The sequence below is a fragment of the Pseudomonas sp. GM49 genome (assembly GCF_000282355.1).
GTDB lineage: Bacteria > Pseudomonadota > Gammaproteobacteria > Pseudomonadales > Pseudomonadaceae > Aquipseudomonas.
This window is the reverse complement of the sequence record NZ_AKJL01000080.1, coordinates 1-18,770: the sequence shown is the minus strand read 5'-3', so window position 1 is coordinate 18,770 and position 18,770 is coordinate 1. Positions and strand designations below refer to the sequence as shown.

At 53.9% G+C, this 18,770-nt stretch carries 14 protein-coding genes and 4 pseudogenes; 6 read left to right on the top strand and 12 right to left on the bottom strand.

The window, feature by feature from the left end:
* Window positions 1-42: 42 nt before the first annotated feature.
* The 3 genes from PMI29_RS21700 to PMI29_RS21710 form a co-directional block, all read right to left on the bottom strand.
* Entirely contained in the window at window positions 43-897 is an 855-nt protein-coding gene (locus PMI29_RS21700; protein ID WP_007995729.1) for an HpcH/HpaI aldolase/citrate lyase family protein, read from the bottom strand.
* Complete coding sequence (locus tag PMI29_RS21705) at window positions 897-2,078, bottom strand: CaiB/BaiF CoA transferase family protein (protein WP_007995728.1); 1,182 nt, start codon at window positions 2,076-2,078, stop codon at window positions 897-899. The genes PMI29_RS21700 and PMI29_RS21705 overlap by 1 nt, the downstream gene beginning before the upstream one ends.
* A gap of 262 nt (window positions 2,079-2,340) precedes the next feature.
* Window positions 2,341-3,072, bottom strand: coding sequence for a TorF family putative porin (locus PMI29_RS21710; protein WP_007995727.1), 732 nt, complete (start codon window positions 3,070-3,072; stop codon window positions 2,341-2,343).
* A 505-nt stretch (window positions 3,073-3,577) separates the two neighbouring features.
* On the opposite strand from PMI29_RS21710, the gene PMI29_RS21715 reads away from it, so the two are divergent.
* Window positions 3,578-4,087, top strand: coding sequence for a PaaI family thioesterase (locus PMI29_RS21715; protein WP_007995726.1), 510 nt, complete (start codon window positions 3,578-3,580; stop codon window positions 4,085-4,087).
* A gap of 119 nt (window positions 4,088-4,206) precedes the next feature.
* On the opposite strand, the gene hisN is transcribed toward PMI29_RS21715, so the two are convergent.
* Window positions 4,207-4,998, bottom strand: a complete 792-nt coding sequence (gene hisN / locus PMI29_RS21720) for a histidinol-phosphatase (protein ID WP_007995725.1) — start codon at window positions 4,996-4,998, stop codon at window positions 4,207-4,209.
* 120 nt (window positions 4,999-5,118) lie between these two features.
* A pseudogene (locus tag PMI29_RS32820) lies at window positions 5,119-5,403 on the bottom strand (histone-like nucleoid-structuring protein, MvaT/MvaU family).
* A 228-nt stretch (window positions 5,404-5,631) separates the two neighbouring features.
* On the opposite strand from PMI29_RS32820, the gene PMI29_RS21725 reads away from it, so the two are divergent.
* Both PMI29_RS21725 and PMI29_RS21730 read left to right on the top strand, forming a co-directional pair.
* Complete coding sequence (locus PMI29_RS21725; RefSeq protein ID WP_033052158.1) at window positions 5,632-9,081, top strand: adenylate/guanylate cyclase domain-containing protein; 3,450 nt, start codon at window positions 5,632-5,634, stop codon at window positions 9,079-9,081.
* 116 nt (window positions 9,082-9,197) lie between these two features.
* Complete coding sequence (locus PMI29_RS21730) at window positions 9,198-10,247, top strand: patatin-like phospholipase family protein (RefSeq protein WP_007995723.1); 1,050 nt, start codon at window positions 9,198-9,200, stop codon at window positions 10,245-10,247.
* A gap of 179 nt (window positions 10,248-10,426) precedes the next feature.
* Here the strand turns inward: PMI29_RS21730 and PMI29_RS32170 are convergent.
* From PMI29_RS32170 to PMI29_RS21750, 5 genes and pseudogenes are all read right to left on the bottom strand, one after another.
* A pseudogene (locus PMI29_RS32170) lies at window positions 10,427-10,543 on the bottom strand (transcriptional regulator); the annotation flags it as partial.
* A 112-nt stretch (window positions 10,544-10,655) separates the two neighbouring features.
* A complete protein-coding gene (locus PMI29_RS21735) occupies window positions 10,656-11,414 on the bottom strand; it encodes an IclR family transcriptional regulator (protein WP_007995722.1) in 759 nt (252 codons plus the stop codon).
* 263 nt (window positions 11,415-11,677) lie between these two features.
* Window positions 11,678-12,997 carry an MFS transporter gene (locus PMI29_RS21740; protein ID WP_007995721.1) on the bottom strand — a complete coding sequence of 440 codons (1,320 nt, stop codon included), beginning with the start codon at window positions 12,995-12,997 and terminating at the stop codon, window positions 11,678-11,680.
* Window positions 12,998-13,077: 80 nt separating this feature from the next.
* Window positions 13,078-14,274 carry a CaiB/BaiF CoA transferase family protein gene (locus tag PMI29_RS21745; RefSeq protein WP_007995720.1) on the bottom strand — a complete coding sequence of 399 codons (1,197 nt, stop codon included), beginning with the start codon at window positions 14,272-14,274 and terminating at the stop codon, window positions 13,078-13,080.
* Window positions 14,275-14,276: 2 nt separating this feature from the next.
* Window positions 14,277-15,218, bottom strand: coding sequence for a hydroxymethylglutaryl-CoA lyase (locus PMI29_RS21750; protein WP_007995719.1), 942 nt, complete (start codon window positions 15,216-15,218; stop codon window positions 14,277-14,279).
* A 334-nt stretch (window positions 15,219-15,552) separates the two neighbouring features.
* Here PMI29_RS21750 and PMI29_RS21755 point away from each other — a divergent pair, with 334 nt between their 5' ends.
* From PMI29_RS21755 to PMI29_RS30920, 3 genes and pseudogenes are all read left to right on the top strand, one after another.
* Window positions 15,553-16,485 carry an SMP-30/gluconolactonase/LRE family protein gene (locus PMI29_RS21755; protein ID WP_007995717.1) on the top strand — a complete coding sequence of 311 codons (933 nt, stop codon included), beginning with the start codon at window positions 15,553-15,555 and terminating at the stop codon, window positions 16,483-16,485.
* 114 nt (window positions 16,486-16,599) lie between these two features.
* Window positions 16,600-17,892 (top strand): CitMHS family transporter, encoded by a 1,293-nt coding sequence (locus PMI29_RS21760; protein WP_007995716.1) that lies wholly within the window; start codon window positions 16,600-16,602, stop codon window positions 17,890-17,892.
* 29 nt (window positions 17,893-17,921) lie between these two features.
* A pseudogene (locus PMI29_RS30920) lies at window positions 17,922-18,365 on the top strand (LysR substrate-binding domain-containing protein); the annotation flags it as partial.
* Window positions 18,366-18,419: 54 nt separating this feature from the next.
* On the opposite strand, the pseudogene PMI29_RS32250 reads toward PMI29_RS30920, so the two are convergent.
* Window positions 18,420-18,581: pseudogene (locus PMI29_RS32250) on the bottom strand (transcriptional regulator); the annotation flags it as partial.
* Window positions 18,582-18,770: nuclear transport factor 2 family protein (locus PMI29_RS21765; protein WP_007995713.1), on the bottom strand; the 189-nt coding region annotated here is incomplete at its 5' end.

Below are 18,770 nucleotides of genomic sequence, written 5' to 3'. Positions count from 1 at the left end.
CGAGCGGTGGCTGGCCAAACACAGCCACCATGACCTCAGTGATTAACGCTTGGCGTTAGCCAGACGCAACGCTCTTTGATAGACCGGTTCATCGATCATCTTGCCGTCCACCGCAATGGCACCTTTACCTTCAAGTTTGGCCTGTTCGAACTCCGAGACGATCCTCACTGCCAGTTCGAGCTCATCTGAGGAGGGAGAGAAACCGAGATTCGTTGGCGCGACCTGACTGGGGTGGATTAGAGCCGCCCCCTTTAACCCAACTGCCCGTGAAGCACGTACTCTGGAGGCGAAAAGGTCGAGGTCGGAGTAGTCAGCCAATGATCCAACCAAACCCAGTGCATGTAGGTTGTGAGCAGCAGCGGCCATAGCAACCTGAGTAGCCGGGAGCGTGAGAACACTCTCACTAGGAGCAGTTTCCAATGCCGCACAATAGTCTTCTGACCCTAGAAGTAAGCCCTTGAGTAACGGGGACGCTTGTGCAATCTCATTGAGATTGAGGATGCCAATTGGGGACTCAATCAAAGCGATGATGACCGGTGTAAGGTCGTAATCATTACGGTAGTTTTGAATCAGATCAGCCGCAGCTTTCACTCGGAAGCTGTCATCACACTTAGGCACCAGGATTGCCGTAACCTGCGACAGATCTGCCGCTGCGATGTCTTTAACCATGTCTTTTAGCGAAGAATTCACTCGAATCACGACATCAATGCCAGCAGCTGCCACGCAATCGACTGACTCTTGTAGCGACTCGCGCGCAGACGCTTTCGAGCTGGGAATTACAGAGTCCTCCAGATCCAAAATGATCGCATCTGCTCCCCGCTTGATCGCAGACTGGATCAGCTTCGGATTGTTCGCCGGCACAAAAAGCATCGACCGCCAAGAGTAGGAACGAGACATCAGATAGCTCCTTCGCTGGCCAACGATTCAATCTCAGTTGCGGAGCAACCAAGCCATTCGAGAATCGATTTTGAGTGTTCTCCGACTGCGGGCACTGCATCCATACGCGGCTCGGACACAGCCCAACCACCAGGTGGAAGAAGAGCTGGAAACTCGCCAATCGGGCTCTGCACGTTCCGCCAGCGATTACGAGCTTTCAACTGAGGGTGATCCCACACCTCCGCCATGTTGTTGACTTGAGCATTAGCGATCTGCGCTTTCTCCAAACGCGCTATCACCTCATCACGCGTCATCCCAGCAAAGACTCCAGTAATAATTTGGGTGAGTTGCTCGCGGTTTTCATGGCGCTTGGAATTGGAGTGATAAAGCTCGGAATTAGCCAACTCTGGGGATTGAAGTACGTGCTCGCAAAAAGAAGCCCACTCTCTCTCGTTCTGCAGGCCGAGCATTACGGTCTTTCCATCTCCTGCCACGAAGGGGCCGTATGGGAAGATGGTAGCGTGCCCTGCCCCAGCTCGTGGAGGCTGCGATGCGCCCTCAAATGAGTAATAGAGAGGGAACCCCATCCACTCAACCAAGCTCTCCAGCATGGAAATCTCGAGACGTTGCCCTTTCCCGGTTTTTTCTCGTTCGAGAAGCGCTGCCAAGATATTGGTATAGGCGTACATCCCGGCTGCAATATCAGCGATTGAAGACCCTGCTTTGACTGGCTCATCTTTTGTGCCCGTCACCGAGACAAAACCGGCCTCACTTTGAATCAGGAGATCGTACGCTTTCTTGTCACGGTAAGGGCCACTGTCTCCATAACCGGAGATGTCACAAACTATGAGATCTGGGCGCTCTTTGGAAAGCTCCTCATAAGAGATGCCGAGACGTGCAGCTGCACCTGGAGCAAGGTTCTGCACCACGACATCGGCCTCCTCAAGGATCAACTTGCGAAGGAGCTGATTTGCTCGTTCGTTTTTGAGATCCAGGGTCAAGCTTTCCTTTGAGCGGTTCACCCACATGAAATGGGAAGACATACCGCGAACTCGTCCATCGTAAGCACGAGCAAAATCGCCGGTTTTAGGACGCTCCACCTTGATCACACGAGCGCCTAGGTCAGCGAGTTGGCGCGTAGCAAAAGGCGCGGCAATCGCGTGCTCAAGGGTGACGACGGTGATATCAGCCAGTGGTCTCATGGTCTCTCCAGTTTTTTGAAGTTGTTATGGGACTGGTCAAGCGAGATAGAGGGACGTTCCCTCTGTAGGGTCGCGAGGCAAAGCTTGAGCAGCCAGCTTCTTTTTAACACGACTGTTGTGTTATGAAAAGAAAACCGACGAGTGACCGCCTTTCCTGCCGAAGGATGCCTCCTGTGTCAGCCACGACCGGGGTGAACGAGCAGGCAAAAAAAAGCCAGGCACTGGGAGGCCTGGCAAAAATGCGCTTCTGTTGGTGCAAATTTTAGAAAGTCTTGCTCACGCCAACCAACAACCGTGCGGAGCATGACTCCTTGTCACCAATATTTGAGAGACACTCCGTTTCGGACAGATTCGTGTCGATGTAACTTGCAGACCAATCCAAGCCAACCCAATTCTTGGTCACCTTGACCTCCCACTCGTTATACGACTCCTCGGAGCTACCATCAGAAGAGAAAAATGCTGGATCCTTGTAATCAGCCACCCCGAAACGAAGATCTAAGCCGATATCATAAGGTAACGCTTTAGTGCCATAACCTATGTAGTTATAGGTGAAAACCTGGTCACCATAATAGTTATTTGAGTAGTACGTCCCAACCTTAAATCCATAAGCGGTCAAAACACCATACGCTTCCCCAGCGTTGAGAATTGAGCTTTTTGGGTAAGTATATTGAATATATCCGAGATCAAGATTGATATCGTCGCTTATTTTCCAATTGTATCCAGCGAGAAAATCATTTTCCGTCCGAGTATCTAGTCCATTGATGTCTACATTGGAAGCCCACACCCCAGCATACAATCCGCTCGAATGGGCAAGAATGGCAGAAGCTTGTACGGCAGGTTTTCGCTGAGTAAATGATATGCCCCTCATTGAATACTCGGAAAACGCGCCGACGGTTGTGATTAGCTCGAAATTATCACTCAATGGAATTGCCGATACAGATTGTGCAACACATGCGAAAGCCCCAGCAACAGCACACACAGCCGCCTTGTTCATACCCAGCCTCATGATTATTTTTATGGCAGAATGGATTAAATGAAATGCAATCGCAGATCCTTCGCAGCATCTCAGATGTTTTATGTTTAGCGAGCTGACTCCCTAGACTTGTCCTCCGGCAAACTCACCACGAACTGCCAGAGAATAAAGAAAAATCTCGAAAAGCTCTCTTACACACATAAAATCACCTGCTATTTTATATTTGTTATTCAAAGGAAATTAGATCTATGACATCGGAAGCTAATCCCGCGCATCACTGATCCATACCCTGAAACGATTGTTACCTACGCAACCGTGCTGTGATATGGCTGATTCGGCCAAAAATAAACCAGACAGGCCAAATTTCTGGTTGAATGATCGTTAATTGTTGAAGAGATGCCATCACAGACTTATAAAATCATGACATGCAAGATATGGCTTTTCACTACCAGTTGTGACTTGCATAAGCGATCAATACAGAGTTAAAAATTTCGATTGGGTTAAGCTTTTTGAGGACTACTAAGGCATGACCATACTCAATACATCTCTGCAAGACAGCGCAGCACCAGAAGGAATTTGCTACGGCTGCGGGAGCAGTAATCCACATGGGCTCCATATCAAGAGCTACTGGCATAAGGACGGTGTGCACGTCATGGCCGAGCACCTGCCTGATCCCAAGTTCTGCGGTTGGCCCGATCTGGTTTACGGCGGGATGATTGCGATGCTGGTTGATTGCCATTCCAGCTGGACGGCGATGGCCTATCACTACCGAGCTGAGCACCGTGAGCCCGGCACCGAACCCGGTATCACCTGCGTCACTGGAAACCTTGGCATCAAATTCATCAAACCCACACCAATGGGGATATCACTGACTCTGCGGGCCAAGGTTGTAGGCGATATCGGACGCAAGACTCGTGTGATCTGCGAGGTCTATGCCGGAGAGGTGCTGACAGCTATTGGTGACTCTATTTTTGTTCGAGTAAATACAGAGCTATTGGCAGCAAACGCCCATGGTCGCCAGGCTATTCCTGTGTGATTAGCGCCCCTACGTTCTAGGGGTAACGCTTAATTAAGCCCGGCCATTTGACCGGGCTTTTTTTTGGTTCTCACACCTTATGAACCGTTAAGCCTGAGCCATTGCGATGATTGCCCACATTAAACCGCGTGCCTGAGCAACTCCACTAACTGGGCATGCATTGCAGGATCACCACAAGCAACAACAGTTCCGCCATTTTGAGCAGTCCTGCCATCCCAGGCTGTGATCACTCCACCGGCACCTTCGATAATCGGAATCAACGCCTGGACGTCGTAGGGCTGCAGACTAGCCTCGATAATCACATCTACGAATCCTGAAGCGAGCATGCAGTACGCATAGCAATCACCGCCGAAGCGAGCCAATTTCGCTTGGCTTGCCACAGATTGAAAAGCCTCTCGACGCACTGGTGTCTCGAACATATCTGGTGTGGTACACATCAGTGTTGCTGAGGAGAGACCTTGGCACTGGCGTGTTCTTAGCTTCGTCCCATTACACCATGCACCATCCGGACTGCCTATGTAGCGCTCACCCGTGAAGGGTTGATTCATCACTCCGAGCACAGGGCGCTGACCATCGTTGAGGGCTATTAGCGTTCCCCATAGTGGCAAGCCGGTGATGAAAGCTCGGGTACCATCGATAGGATCGAGCACCCAAGTCAGCTCGCTGCTGCCTACGATTGAGCCTTCCTCCTCGCCAAAGATGCCGTGTGCGGGATACCGAACCTGAATCAGTTCGCGCATGGCTCGTTCAGCAGCCTTATCGGCTAAGGTGACCGGATCGAAGACACGACCGCCCTTATCCTCCACATCAAGCGTTGCTCGAAAGTACGGCTGAATAGCTACAGCGGCAGCTTCGGCTAGCTGCTCGGCGAAGGCTTGATATTCAGCAAACTGACCTGCGCTGACGGACATCAACGATTACCCGATTTAGCGAAAAGACTTGAATCTTATCTTAGGCAATTCATAAGTCCACCTCACCGGATCATCCCCAACAAAAAAGCCCTCGCGGGCCCTTTTGTACTCAAACCAAGATCACTTGGTTAGCCAGATTCCACGGTGGCGGAGCCGTACTGAGCCTTCCATTCCTTCAGTGTTTTGTGGTTGCCGCCCTTGGTTTGCACGACTTCGCCGATTTCCTGATTTTTGTACACCTTCATATGGCGAGGTTTACGGCTGCCAGCTTTGGACTCGAGGGTTGGAGCGCGACGCGCCGGACTGCGGGTTGATCACGTCTTTCAGGCTGTAGCTGTACTCGCCCAGATCTTTCTGCTGACCTACCATCGTTCCGAGGACAAGCAGAACTGAGAGTTGCTCAATGAGAAAAGCGCCGCAGGCATTGAGGCCCTTGTTGATGAACTTCGGTCGTCATCAATAAGCGAATTTTACTTCTCGATACATCGGTACAAACTATCTTTAACAGAAGGGTTCCAAGGCTGTCTGAGCCTGCTGGCCCGATGATTTCAATCTGTCTTTTGCCAGATCGATGTCACGCTTTTCCGTCTTTTGAGTGGTCTACTTGAACGCGAGCAAAAGGGAAGAGATCGTATGCGTTGCGCAAACTGCGGATTCGAGAATCCCTCCGGGGCCAATTTCTGTGAAGCGTGCGGCGCCAGCCTGTCACGCAACTGCCCGCGCTGTGGCCACGAGGCGGGCCTTTCCGCCAAATTTTGCAGTGAATGCGGCGCGCCGCTGACCGATGCATCTGCTGCGCCATCACCGCGCCCCAAGCCTGTTTCAGAGCCCTCTCCCGCGCCCATTCAATACACGCCCCACCACCTTGCCGAGCGCATCCGCGCCGAACAGGCGGCCATGGAAGCCCGGGGTGAGACCGCCGGTGAGCGCAAGACCGTCACGGCACTGTTTGCCGACATGGCCGGTTCCACGGCGTTGATTCACGACCTCGATCCAGAAGAGGCCCACCGCCTGATCGAGCCAGTCATCGCGCTGATGATGGAAGCCGTCCACCACTACGAAGGCTACGTGGCCAAGACCCTGGGCGACGGCATACTCGCGCTGTTCGGAGCCCCCATCGCACATGAGGATCATCCGCAGCGAGCGCTGTATGCGGCACTGCGCATGCAACAGGCGATTCACCGCCATGGCGATCGCATTCGCTTGGAGAAAGGCATTCCATTGCAAATCCGCGTCGGCATCCATACCGGAGAGGTCGTTGTGCGTTCGATCCGCACGGACAATTTGCACACCGATTACGATCCGGTCGGGAACACGATCCACATTGCATCCCGGATGGAAGGAATCGCCGCACCCTCGTCGATCCTGGTGAGCGAGCCCACCTACAAGCTGGCGGAAGGTTATTTCGAATTCAAAGCCCTGGGGGCCGCCCAGGTCAAAGGCATTCCCGAGCCCCTTGTTGTCTACGAGGTGCTGGGTCTCGGCGCGTTGCGCACGCGCTTGCAACTGTCGGCACATCGCGGGCTGGCCAGGTTCGTTGGCCGCCAGGTCGAGCTCGACCACCTGCATCAGGCGCTCGAACAGTCCAAAGCGGGGCACAGTAAGGTCGTCGCGGTGATAGGCGAGGCCGGAGTCGGGAAGTCACGGCTGTTTCATGAGTTCAAGGAGCGCTCGCGGCGCGGCTGTTTGGTGCTGGAGACGTTCTCGGTGTCGCACGGCAAAGCCTTTGCCTATTTCCCGCTCATCGAACTGCTGAACAACTATTTTCAGATTACCGCCCAGGACGACGAGCGCCGGTGCCGGGAAAAGGTCATGGGCAAGACCCTTACACTCGAACGAAGCTTCGAGGATCTCGTGCCCTACCTGCTGTATCTGCTGGGTATCGGCGAAAGCAGTTCTGTGCTCTCGGAAATGGATCCTCAGATCAGGCGCGATCGCACCTTCGATGCGATCACTCAACTGCTGGCGCGCGAGAGCCGCAATCAACCGATTGAACTGCTGTTCGAGGATTTGCAATGGCTGGACTGCGAGACCGAATCATTCCTCGCGTACTTGATCGACCACTTGGCGAGCCCCCCGATCCTGCTCCTCGTGAACTACCGGCCCGAGTATCAACCTGTGTGGACGCGCGCGAGTCATTGCAGCCAACTGCGGCTCGAACCGCTGGGCCCAGCCGAAGCCCAAGGACTGCTGGCGACCCTGCTTGGGGACGATCCCACCCTCTCCCCTCTCAAACAGCTCATCCTGGATAAGACCGAGGGCAACCCTTTCTTCATGGAAGAAGTGGTGCAAACGCTGGCGGAGGAAAAATTGCTGCTTGGTGAACCCGGTCAATATCGAATCGAGCAAACTCCGGCTGCGCTGCATATTCCCACCACTGTGCAGGGTGTACTCGCCGCCCGTATCGACCGCCTCCCCGTTGCGGAGAAGGAATTGCTGCAGATCCTCGCCGTTATCGGAAAAGAGTTTCCGTTCAGTCTGATCCAGTGCATCTGTGATGGGCGGGACGCTCGGCTGGACGAAGACTTGTGCGATCTGCTCGCCCGGCTGGAGGCTGCGGACTTCATTTACCAGCGGCCCGCATTTCCGGAGGTGGAGTATTCGTTCAAGCATGCGCTAACCCAGGAGGTTGCGGGCCACTCGCTACTCACGGAGCGGCGTAGCGCGCTGCATGAGCGCACGGCGCAGGCTATCGAGGCACTGTTCCCCACTCGCATCGCGGATTACTGCAGCGAACTGGCGCACCACTATAGGCTGAGCGGCAATGTTCCGAAGGCCGTGGAATACCTGCACCGTACCGGGCAACAGGCCCTCCAGCATTCCGCCCATCTCGATGCAATGCGTCACCTCGGCGCGGCGCTGGAATTGCTCAAGCATTTGCCTGATACGCCAGCGCGTGCTCATCAGGAACTGACGTTGCTACTCGCCCTGGGGCCAGCCTTGATGGCCGTGCGAGGCTATGGTGCGCCCGAGGTAGCGGCCACTTACACCCGTGCACTAGCGCTGTGCGCGCAAGTAGGTGATGACTCGCTTTTCCCTACGCTGCTGGGACTGTGGAATTACTACGAGTTGCGTGCGGAATACTCCACTGCATGCGAACTGGCTGAACGATTGCTCAGCATTGCGCAAACTGCGCAGGATCCGGACTTGCTCGTGGATGCCCATGCGGCACTTGGAGAGACATTGTTCTTCCAAGGTGATCTGCGTAATGCCCATGACCATCAGGAGCAGGCGCGTGCCCTCTACATCCCAGACCGGCATCGCACACATGCCATTACGTACGGCCTGGATCCGGGCTACGCCCTGTCATTTTCGGCCTGGAGTCTTTGGTACTTGGGTTTTCCCGATCAAGCAAGCACGCGCAGCCGGGATACCCTTGCTCTGGACAAGAAGATTTCCCACCCGATTAGCTTGGCCTTCACCCTCTCCGCTACGTCGATACTCGCGCAGTTTCGGCACGACGTACAACTCGCCGAAGAGTGTGCAGATGCCGCCATTAAGCTTTCACTCGAACGAGGGTTTCCGTTTTCTTTGGCATGGGGGAATATTCTTCAAGGTTGGGCTCGCACCGAGCAGGGAAACATTGACGAAGGCATCGCTCAGCTAACCCAAGGTATCGCCAATTACCAGGCAGCCGGAGCAGAATTTGGATGCTCTTATTTTCTAGCACTGCTGGCCGCAGCTCACGGACGCGACGGGCAACCGCAGGCAGGATTGGATGCCGTGACCGACGCTCTGACTATGGTGAACAGAACAGGCGAGCACTTTTATGAAGCAGAGCTGTATCGCCTGAAGGGAACTCTTTTTCTCCAATGTCCGGGTGAAGACAGACAGGATTCTGCCGTGCAGCAGGAAGCGCTAGCATGCTTTCACAAGGCGATCTCGGTCGCTCGACAACAAGGTGCAAAGTCACTCGAGCTACGAGCCACAGTGAGCCTTACTCAGTTATGGAAAACACGAGACAAGGAGGCGGCCAGGCAAATGTTGGCCGACATCTATAGCTTCTTCACCGAAGGCTTCGACAGCGTTGATTTGCTACAAGCCAAGGCGTTGCTCGATGCATGGGCATCAAGCGGGGAGTGAACGATCGATAACGCATGGTGCTGAATGGAGCATCGGCGTGTCGTAGGCAAGCGCGTGACGGGACGAAGCGCCGCAGCAAGTTCCGATTCGTATCAGCTCCGACGAGGAGACCTCGAATGACCACGAAGAACGGAAAGCCTCGGGGCAGTGATGAGCGTAAGCCGGTCGCGCTGGCTTTGCAGGGCGGCGGCATGCACGGTGCGTTCACCTGGGGCGTGCTCGATCGGTTGCTCGAGGATGGCAGGCTTGCCATTGAAGGGGTGAGCGCAACCAGTGCCGGCGCGATGAATGCCACCGTGCTGGCTTACGGTATGCTGCAAGGTGGCGAGGCCGGGGCGCGCCAGGCGCTGCACGATTTCTGGTACGCCGTGGCGCAGTCCGCCGAGCGTCATAACCCGTTGCGCTGGATGCCATGGTTGAAAGGGACACACAGCTTCGGTCTGGACTATTCACCCATGTATACGTTTGCGGACATGGCACTTCGAATATTCTCGCCTTACCAGTTCAATAGCCGCAACTTGAGTCCATTGCGGGATGTGCTGGATAAACAGATAGATTTCGCAGCCCTGCGGAGCCAATGCCCGTTCCACCTCTATCTTTGCGCAACCAATGTCGAAACGGGAAAAATACGCATTTTCACGAAAGATGAGGTTTGCGCCGAAGCGGTACTCGCATCAGCCTGTGTGCCGACATTGTTCCAAGCGGTCACGATCGACGGACAGAACTACTGGGATGGCGGCTATCTGGGAAACCCGGCCATTTTTCCGTTGATCTACCACTGCAATACACGCGATGTGGTGATTGTCCATATCAATCCACTCGTCCGCCCAGGCGTACCCATTACAGCTGCTGATATCCTTAATCGCATCAGTGAAATCAGCTTTAATTCGTCGCTGATGCGTGAGCTGCGCACGATCGCTTTTGTCACCGACCTCATCCAGCAAGGCAAGGTCGATCGCAACGAGATGAAGGAGATGCTGATCCACTCCATTAAGTCAGACGAGGCAATGTGTGCGCTCAGCGTGTCCAGCAAGTACAACGCGGACTGGGACTTTCTTTGCGGGCTGCGCGACAACGGACGAAGCGAGGCCGAGACGTGGCTCTCGGAGAACTACTGCAATATTGGCGAACGGTCGAGTATCGACATCCGAAAGGAATTTCTTTGAACGCCGCCATAGGACAGGAAAGGTGATTGGCGTTGGCACGAACACTCGCTCTATGGGTGCGGTGTAGCACGTATGAGTGCTGCACGGTGTGACCGCCCACTACGGCAACGCCAGATCCAATGTCCCTCAATCTGCTACAAAAAAGGGCCCTCTCGGGCCCTTTTGTACTCAAATCAAGATCACTCGGTCAGCCAGGACTCCACGGTGTCGGAACCGTATTTCGCTTTCCATTCTTTCAGCGTTTTATGGTTGCCGCCTTTCGTTTCGACTACTTCTCCAGTGTGCGGATTTTTGTGTCACTTCACTTGGATAGGTTCGCGAGAGTCGGCTGTTGACGCGCGCACATCGATAGCTCAAACGTCAACCATATGATGTGCTCACGACATGCCTTCGCGTTGAGTTGACGACCTATAAATTACGCAACGCCTTGACCAATTCCTGATCGTTACCACCTAGGGCACTGGTGGCAATAGCTGCGTTTCGAAGCAGCATAGCAATCGCAGCATCCATCTGTTGTTTGTTGAAACGCTCGGCTGGGCCCGACAGGGTGAGAGCCCCCTTGAACTCATACCCTACAGCAAAGACCGGTACCGAAACCGACGCGGTTTCGGGATCCCGCTCTCCACTGGACGCCGCCCAGAACTGATTGCGTTCCTGCGCAAGAGCCGGGTCTTGCAACTTGCTGAAGGCTCGTAGCACTTTGCCCGAAGCTCCCGCCTGCAACGAAAAGCGCGCGCCCTCATGAATGGAGAATCGGACAGCACGCTTAGGCTCAACCCTGAACAGCACAACGCGACTGCCGTTATCCAGTACGTAAAATGATGAGGTTTCACCACTCTCTTCGGTAATCGATTCCAGGATCGGATAGATCACATCACGCAGGCGAAACGAGGTTTGATAGATCTGCGCCAGACGCAGTGGTTCAGGGCCCACTGCATAATTACCATCGGGAAGTCGCCGCACAAAGCCTGCGAACTCCAATGACGTTATGATTCGAAGAATGGTGCTTTTGTACAGCCCAGTACGCCTTGCAATCTCAGCCAGCGACAGACTGCTCTGGTCAATATCGAATGCCGTTAAAATCGAGAATGCCCGGTCAACCGCAGCCACACCACCCTCTGCAGCAGGATTGGAAGGCTCGACATCTTTGGGTTGTTCACTCGTCATGATCGCTCGCGGAAAAATAAAAAACGATGGAGTACGGTGCAAAAGCGAATGCCCGATAAGGGTGAACCTTACCCTTTGCCCCTATTAGCTGCCAAATCGTTTCACAACCAGCCCATACAACGTTCGCCTCAATGAGTCCCAACGATGGAACAACTGCTGACTAGACTGAAATTCTGAAGCCTCTTTCATTGACTGCTGCAGAAGGCAATGAATGAGGCATGGCCACAGGTTCGACTACGCTACCACTGAGCAAGCTCCTCCTATCAAGCGTCACGCATGAACAGACGAAGGGACATTGCCATCAAGGCCGCTACAAACACGATGCACCCCATCGCCATTAATCCAGCGCTGAATGAACCGGTAAAGTCTTTCAAAAAGCCCATCAGATACGGGCCTGCAAATCCACCAAGCGCACCGATGGAGTTGATCAAGGCAATCCCACCTGCTGCCGCCTGACCGGAAAGAAACTTGCCGGGTAAGGTGTAGAAGATGGTTTTGGCCGAAATCGTTCCAATCAGCGCAAAAGTGATACCGAGCAGTGCAGGAACCAAAGTATTCATCTGCATTGCCACTAATAGAGCAGTACCTGCCAGCAGCAAAGCCAGGATCAGGTGCAGGATGCCTTTGCCAGTACGGTCTACATGACGAGCCCAGATAAGCAGGCCAATAGTCGCGAAGAAATAGGGAATCGCCGCCACCCATCCAATCATGCTGACTTCAACCCCATGCCCTTTGAGCATTTGCGGCAACCAGATGCCGATCCCGTAGGAGCCGAGCGTGAAGCTGAACGTAATACAGCTGAGAATCCAGACCCGTGGGTCTTTGAGCGCGTCCTTGAAACCATGGTTTTTGGGGTGGCTGCGCTTCTCGTCGGCAAGCATCTCTTCAAGAACATTGCGTTCTTCAGAGGTGAGCCATTTGGCTTCAGCCGGACGGTCAACCATGACCTTGAGGGTGATCAACCCGAGGATGCAAGCTGGCAGACCTTCAATCAGGAACATCCATTGCCAACCAGATAGACCCCAGATGCCGTGCATCTGCAACAACCAAACGGACAGTGGCCCACCGACCAGAAACGAGATGGGGGTCGCTATGGTGAACCAGGCCAGCACCCGAGTTCGATACTGAGCTGGAAACCACAGCGTCAGAAAAAATATTACGCCAGGAAAAAAACCAGCCTCAGCAACTCCGAGTACAAAGCGCGCAATGTAGAAACTGTAGGGCCCAATGACCAGTGCTGTCGCAGCGGCGGCAAGGCCCCAAGTGATCATGATTCGAGCCATCCAAAGGCGCGCGCCGAAGCGGAACATTGCCAGATTGCTTGGAACTTCACAAAGGCAATACCCGACGAACATGATGCCTGCGCCCAGACCAAACTGGGATGCTGTCAAACCGAGCTGATCGGTCATCTGCAGTGCGGCATACCCCACGCTGGTACGGTCAAGGTAGTTGAAAAAATAAGCGAGTGCCAAAAGAGGTATCAAGCGCCAGGCGGCTTTGTGCAGGACACGTGTCTGCTCTCTACTCAGGACTATGGAGACAGGAGCGGACGATTCAGTTGCGGAAGTCGTGACGGTGGCCATGACGTGATCCTCGATATTGTTCTTATTGAAGCCGGCGGCTCAGTCATGCCGCCGGTAACACACCCTGGGATGACAAAAGCTCAGCCTTTAACAACACCGGCACTACGCAAAGCCTCAATATCGGCTGGTGCATAACCCATCTGGCTCAACAACTCATTGGAGTGGCTGCCCAACGCCGGCACGTTCAGGCGAGTGCCAAATCGTTGACCGTCCATCTCGAACGGAAGCATCGGCACTTTCACTGCCTCACCATCAGGCAGCGTCAGCTCAGCCATGCCACCTGATTGATTCAGGTGTTCATCTTCGAACAGATCTTGCGGACGCTGGATCGGCGAAAACGGTAATCCTGCCGTTTCACAACGGGCCATCACTTCAGCCTTGCTCATGCTGCCTAGGCGCTCGATAACCAGAGGCATGATCTGATCGCGGGCCGCAACACGCTCATTGTTCTGTTGCAGCGAAAGATCGGAACCGAGTTCGGTAAAGTCAAAAGCAGTGCAGAAGCTCTGCCATTGACTGTCGCTGACAACACCCAGGAACACCTGGTCATCATCAGAGGTGTTGAATACGTCATAGATGGCCCATGCGGAAATGCGGCTTGGCATCGGCGCTGCGGCTTTCCCAGTCACAACTTTTTGCATCATGTGCTGAGCCACTAGGAATGCAGAATTTTCGAACAAGCCAGTCTGGACAAATTGCCCCTGCCCAGTGGCATTACGCTGATGTAAAGCCGCCAGAATCGAGATCGCGCTAAACATGCCACCCATGACGTCATTGACTGAGGCGCCAGCGCGCAACGGACGCCCTTCAGGGCCCGTCATATAGGCCAGCCCTGTCATCATCTGCACCACTTCATCCAACGCCGTGCGGTGATCGTAGGGGCCAGGCAAAAAGCCTTTCATTGAGCTGTAAATAATGTCGGGCTTGATTCCTTTGACTTGCTCAAATCCGAGCCCAAGCTTTTCCATCGCACCTGGGCGGAAGTTCTCAGTCACCACGTCAGCGCTGGCGATCAGCTTGCGCACCGCCTCCATGCCCGCCTCAGTTTTCATGTCCACGGCAAAACTTTTTTTATTGCGGTTGTAGGTCATCCAGTAGCCAGCGCCGGATCCCATGAGACGTCGAGTGTTGTCACCTGCCGGAGCCGGTTCGACTTTGATGACTTCGGCACCAAGATCCGCGAGTACTAAACCGCAGGTTGGGCCCATAACCATATGCACAAATTCGATGACACGGATGCCGGCGAGCGGCAGGGCTTTTTCAGAAGTCTGCTGCATGCTCATGCATCCTTTTTCGCGTAATGGAAGTTCTTGCCGACGCCTGCGTCCGGAATGAAACCGTATAGCGGTTCACCGGGCAAACCCCGTTGCAGCCACTCACGGGCAGCCACCAAACGTTCGATATCGACGCCCGTGCGCAGCCCCATGGACTCAAGCAGGTACACCAAATCCTCAGTCACAATGTTGCCCGAGGCGCCCGGTGCATAAGGGCACCCGCCTATCCCGCCTTGGGAGGCATCGATTGTAGTGACTCCTACTTCTATCGCCGCTACGACGTTGGCCAAGCCTTGACCGCGTGTGTTGTGAAAGTGCGCACTGCCAGCCACCGTACCTACTGAGTCGCGCAGTCGGGTAAACAGGCGGCGAACCTGGGTTGGGTTGGCGTAACCGACTGTGTCAGCCAGGCCGACTTCGTCGACCCCCATCTCGGCCATCGTAACGGCCATGCGGATGACATCGTCCTCCGGTACTTCGCCCTGAATCGTGCATCCGAACACTGTCGACAGACCGGCTTCTATCTGGATATGCGGGAACTGCGTGTTACGCAGGGCCACTACAGAGCGCACTTCCTCGAATACCTGAGCGTGCGTCTTGCGGATATTCGACAGCGAGTGCGGCTCACTAACAGAAATCGGCATGGTGATTTTATGTACGCCGGCCTCGAAGGCCGCCTGCGCGCCTCTGAGGTTTGGCACCAGTGCGGTCACGAACAAGCCCGGTAAGCTACGCCCATGAGCGACTAACTGCGCGGCATCAGCCATTTGAGGCAAGAGCTTGGGCGAGACAAACGAGCCGATCTCAATTTCACGCAGACCGGCACTGGCCAGTGCTGATATCCATTGAAGCTTGAGTTCGGTCGGCATTGTGGCCTTCACACTCTGAAGCCCATCTCGTGGCCCCACTTCACTGATCAAAATGTCGATGTCGTTGTTGTTATGCATCGCTAGACCTCTTCTTGTTTTTTCCCCATGCCACACAGCTCGCTCGGAGAGGTGACATGAAAAAGAGCTTTCGTTCTACCTGACAGAATCACGTTCTATTTAAAATACTGCGATGCGTAACCATGGCTGTCAACAAAATCGTGATCAACGGCAGAATACATTCACGAGAGAACGCTTACGGGAGAGTCATCCGAAAAAACAGGCTTGACAGAAGGAAGCATATGGCCTGAAAGTTGTTCTAGCCATAAGAATCACGTTCCGCTGGATAGAACATAACAAAAAAAGGCTTGGACAGGCTAAACAGCCGCCACGTCTGTTTACACCGGAGACTGCCATGAGTTTTTACGCCCCTCCTCGCGTGCTGCCGACACGTCTGTTCAGCCAATTACCTGAAGGGTTCTGGCGTGACGGTGACTCCGATTGGGTAAGGGCGAACAAACCTGGACAGCGGGTCAAGAGCTTTTTGGAAGGGCCGTCCTTCGATCTCGAAGGCAACCTCTACGTCACTGACATCCCCTATGGGCGAATTTTTCGGGTTACACCTTCGGGTGATTGGCAGCTAGTTGTGGAGTATGACGGTTGGCCTAATGGCCTGAAAATTCACCAGGACGGTCGCATTTTCATTGCCGATTACAAGCACGGCATTCTTCTGTTAAATCCAGTTAATAGCAAAATCACGCCCTTCCTTACTCACCATCGTAGTGAAGGCTTCAAAGGTGTGAACGACCTGTTCTTTGATGACTTGGGTTTGCTTTATTTCACCGACCAAGGCCAGACCGGGCAGCACGATCCCAGCGGTCGGGTGTTTCGCTACGATCTGGATACACAGCAACTGACTTGCTTGATAGACAACGGCCCCAGTCCGAATGGACTCGTGATGGATATCGATCAGAAAGCCTTGTTGGTGGCGATGACCCGAGGCAATGCCGTGTGGCGCCTGCCCATTCAATCGGATGGCAGCACCACCAAAGTTGGCATATTCATGACCATGGCTGGAGGTGTCAGTGGGGCCGACGGCATGGCGCTTGATACCGAAGGCAATCTCTATATCTGCGATGCGGGGAATGGCTGTGTGTGGGTCACTGACCGGCATGCGGTGCCGTTGTATCGAATAGAGGCATGCACTGGAGGACGAACGGTGACCAACCTCGCATTTGGCGGGCCTGGTAATCGTTCCCTGCACATCATCGATTCTTCCACCGGCAGCATCCTGGTCGCGGACTTGGAACATTCGGGCAACCCCATGTTTTCCCACGCCACGACGTAATCCTTATGCGCAGCACTCCTTATATGCCCTCGTGCATATAGGCCCACTTCGTCCATAAAAAAGCCAAAAGCGCATGGGCCCCAGAAAACAATTCATAAAAATAAAGAGGAAAACATGCTCACTCTCCTTAGCTACGCAATGATCATCTGCTTCATGTACTTGATCATGAGCAAACGCCTCTCGCCTCTGGTAGCTCTGCTGCTAGTTCCGGTCGCCTTCGCTTCTATGGGCGGTTTCGCTACCCAACTAGGGCCAATGATGCTGGACGGGGTAAAGATGCTAGCACCAACCGGCATCATGCTTACGTTCGCAATCCTGTACTTCTGCATGATGACAGATGCCGGGCTCTTCAATCCCCTAGTCAAGTTGATCCTGAAAACGGTAAAAGGCGATCCTCGGAAAATCGTTTTAGGGACTGCGATTCTTGGACTTTGTGTCGGACTTGATGGTGACGGTGCGACCACCTACATCATCACCACGGCTGCGTTGCTACCTCTGTACCGTCTGACCGGAATCCGCATGCAAGTGATGGCAACCGTGCTGCTGATGACCATCGGGGTGATGAATATCCTCCCGTGGGCAGGGCCGTTTTCGCGCGCGGCAAGCGCCATGCATGTAGACATCACCGAGCTGTTCGTCGAGATGATTCCTATCATGTTCGCTGGTGCGATCTGGGTTCTTTTTTCTGCATGGTACTTGGGCCGCGTGGAGTACCGCCGTCTCGGAGTGGTTCAACTCGATGAAGAAGCCGCGCTGGAAGGAATGGCACATATCCGCATGAGAGATTGGAGATTCATTTTCAACTCGGCACTTACCATTAGCCTGATTGCAGCAATGATGATCAGCCTCATGCCGTTGCCGATCCTGTTCATGCTCGCCTTCGCCATTGGTGCTCTGGTCAATTTTCCAAAGCTCAAAGATCAGAAAGCAATGGTAGCGAGACATGCCGATAACGTCTTAGCGGTGACATTGCTGATTTTCGCAGCGGGGACATTTGTTGGAATCATGAGCGGAACAGGCATGATCAAGGCAATCTCTGCGAGCTTGATCTATGTGGTACCTGAGTGGGCAGGACACTTCATGTCCGTGTTTACGGCATTTCTCAGCATGCCGTTCACTTACGTGCTGACCAACGACGCCTTCTATTTCGGCATCTTGCCGATCCTCGCCGAGACCGCCAGCCACTACGGAATTGGTGCTCAGGAAATGGCCATCGCCAGCCTTATTGGTCAACCGGTACACCTGCTTAGCCCTCTGGTGGCCTCTACTTACCTTCTGTGCGGATTACTCGATTTGGACTATGGCGATAACCAACGCGTCTCCATGAAATGGATGATTGGTACCTGCGTTGTAATGTTTATTGCGGCTCTGCTCTTTGGCTCGATTTCCATCATAGCGAAGGCATAGAGCTGACCTCTGTCGCTGAGGCAATGTCTGCACCCTTCTCGCTCCAGAGCGATCTACGCTGGACGATGTTAGCGCTTGAACCCTACCGACTGATTGTGCCGCGTGAACTGCCGGGAGAAAATTGGTCAGCACTACTTTCCAGCCAACCGTTCATTCGGTATGACCGATCATCATTCGGGGGTAGACAAGTGGATCGCTTCCTTCGGCAGATGCATTTCACCTTGCGTGAAGTTTGCGAGCTGGATGAACTAGAGGCCATCATCAAGCTGGTTGAAAATGGTGTCGGTGTAGCTCTAGTGCCGCAGACAGCAACCCATCAGGTATGGCCCGTAGGTGTACGAGCGCTCGATCTCGGACAACACACCTTCCACCGCGATATCGGGCTCGTACATCGGTCTCGGCGGAGTTTTACCGAGCCTGTACGAATTTTGGCCCAACTTATCAGTGACCAGGTAAAGACCGGTTCTGAATAAAATCCACACAGCAAAAAGGGCCCTCGAAGGGCCCTTTTTGTACTCAAACCAAAATCACTTGGTTAGCCAGGACTCGACGGTCGCGGAGCCGTGTTCAGCTTTCCATTCCTTCAGGGTTTTGTGATTGCCGCCTTTGGTTTCGACGACTTCGCCGGAGTAAGGACTTTGGCAGCCCTTTACCGACCAAGCCCTAGGTGAGCTCTTTCTGGTTCCCGATCACGTATTTCGGTGTGAGTAATAAATCTTGCTCACAATCGTCCACTCTCCTTCGACCTTGAGTAGGTGGAAAAAATCAGTGAAGCGGAAACCCGAGAGGTTGTCGGTGTCAACTCTGGCGCTGGCCGTCGTGCCGACAATGTCGATGCTAACTGAATCGCCCCGGGTTTCGTAGACACCTCCATGCCT

What these genes read in the sequence shown, in the direction of transcription:
- PMI29_RS21760 (WP_007995716.1), top strand. Translation starts at nt 16,600, where the DNA reads ATGCTCACTCTCCTTAGCTACGCAATGATCATCTGCTTCATGTACTTG.
- PMI29_RS21755 (WP_007995717.1), top strand. Translation starts at nt 15,553, where the DNA reads ATGAGTTTTTACGCCCCTCCTCGCGTGCTGCCGACACGTCTGTTCAGC.
- PMI29_RS21735 (WP_007995722.1), bottom strand. Translation starts at nt 11,414, where the DNA reads ATGACGAGTGAACAACCCAAAGATGTCGAGCCTTCCAATCCTGCTGCA.
- PMI29_RS21715 (WP_007995726.1), top strand. Translation starts at nt 3,578, where the DNA reads ATGACCATACTCAATACATCTCTGCAAGACAGCGCAGCACCAGAAGGA.
- PMI29_RS21730 (WP_007995723.1), top strand. Translation starts at nt 9,198, where the DNA reads ATGACCACGAAGAACGGAAAGCCTCGGGGCAGTGATGAGCGTAAGCCG.
- PMI29_RS21745 (WP_007995720.1), bottom strand. Translation starts at nt 14,274, where the DNA reads ATGCAGCAGACTTCTGAAAAAGCCCTGCCGCTCGCCGGCATCCGTGTC.
- PMI29_RS21725 (WP_033052158.1), top strand. Translation starts at nt 5,632, where the DNA reads ATGCGTTGCGCAAACTGCGGATTCGAGAATCCCTCCGGGGCCAATTTC.
- PMI29_RS21740 (WP_007995721.1), bottom strand. Translation starts at nt 12,997, where the DNA reads ATGGCCACCGTCACGACTTCCGCAACTGAATCGTCCGCTCCTGTCTCC.
- hisN (WP_007995725.1), bottom strand. Translation starts at nt 4,998, where the DNA reads ATGTCCGTCAGCGCAGGTCAGTTTGCTGAATATCAAGCCTTCGCCGAG.
- PMI29_RS21700 (WP_007995729.1), bottom strand. Translation starts at nt 897, where the DNA reads ATGTCTCGTTCCTACTCTTGGCGGTCGATGCTTTTTGTGCCGGCGAAC.
- PMI29_RS21750 (WP_007995719.1), bottom strand. Translation starts at nt 15,218, where the DNA reads ATGCATAACAACAACGACATCGACATTTTGATCAGTGAAGTGGGGCCA.
- PMI29_RS21710 (WP_007995727.1), bottom strand. Translation starts at nt 3,072, where the DNA reads ATGAACAAGGCGGCTGTGTGTGCTGTTGCTGGGGCTTTCGCATGTGTT.
- PMI29_RS21705 (WP_007995728.1), bottom strand. Translation starts at nt 2,078, where the DNA reads ATGAGACCACTGGCTGATATCACCGTCGTCACCCTTGAGCACGCGATT.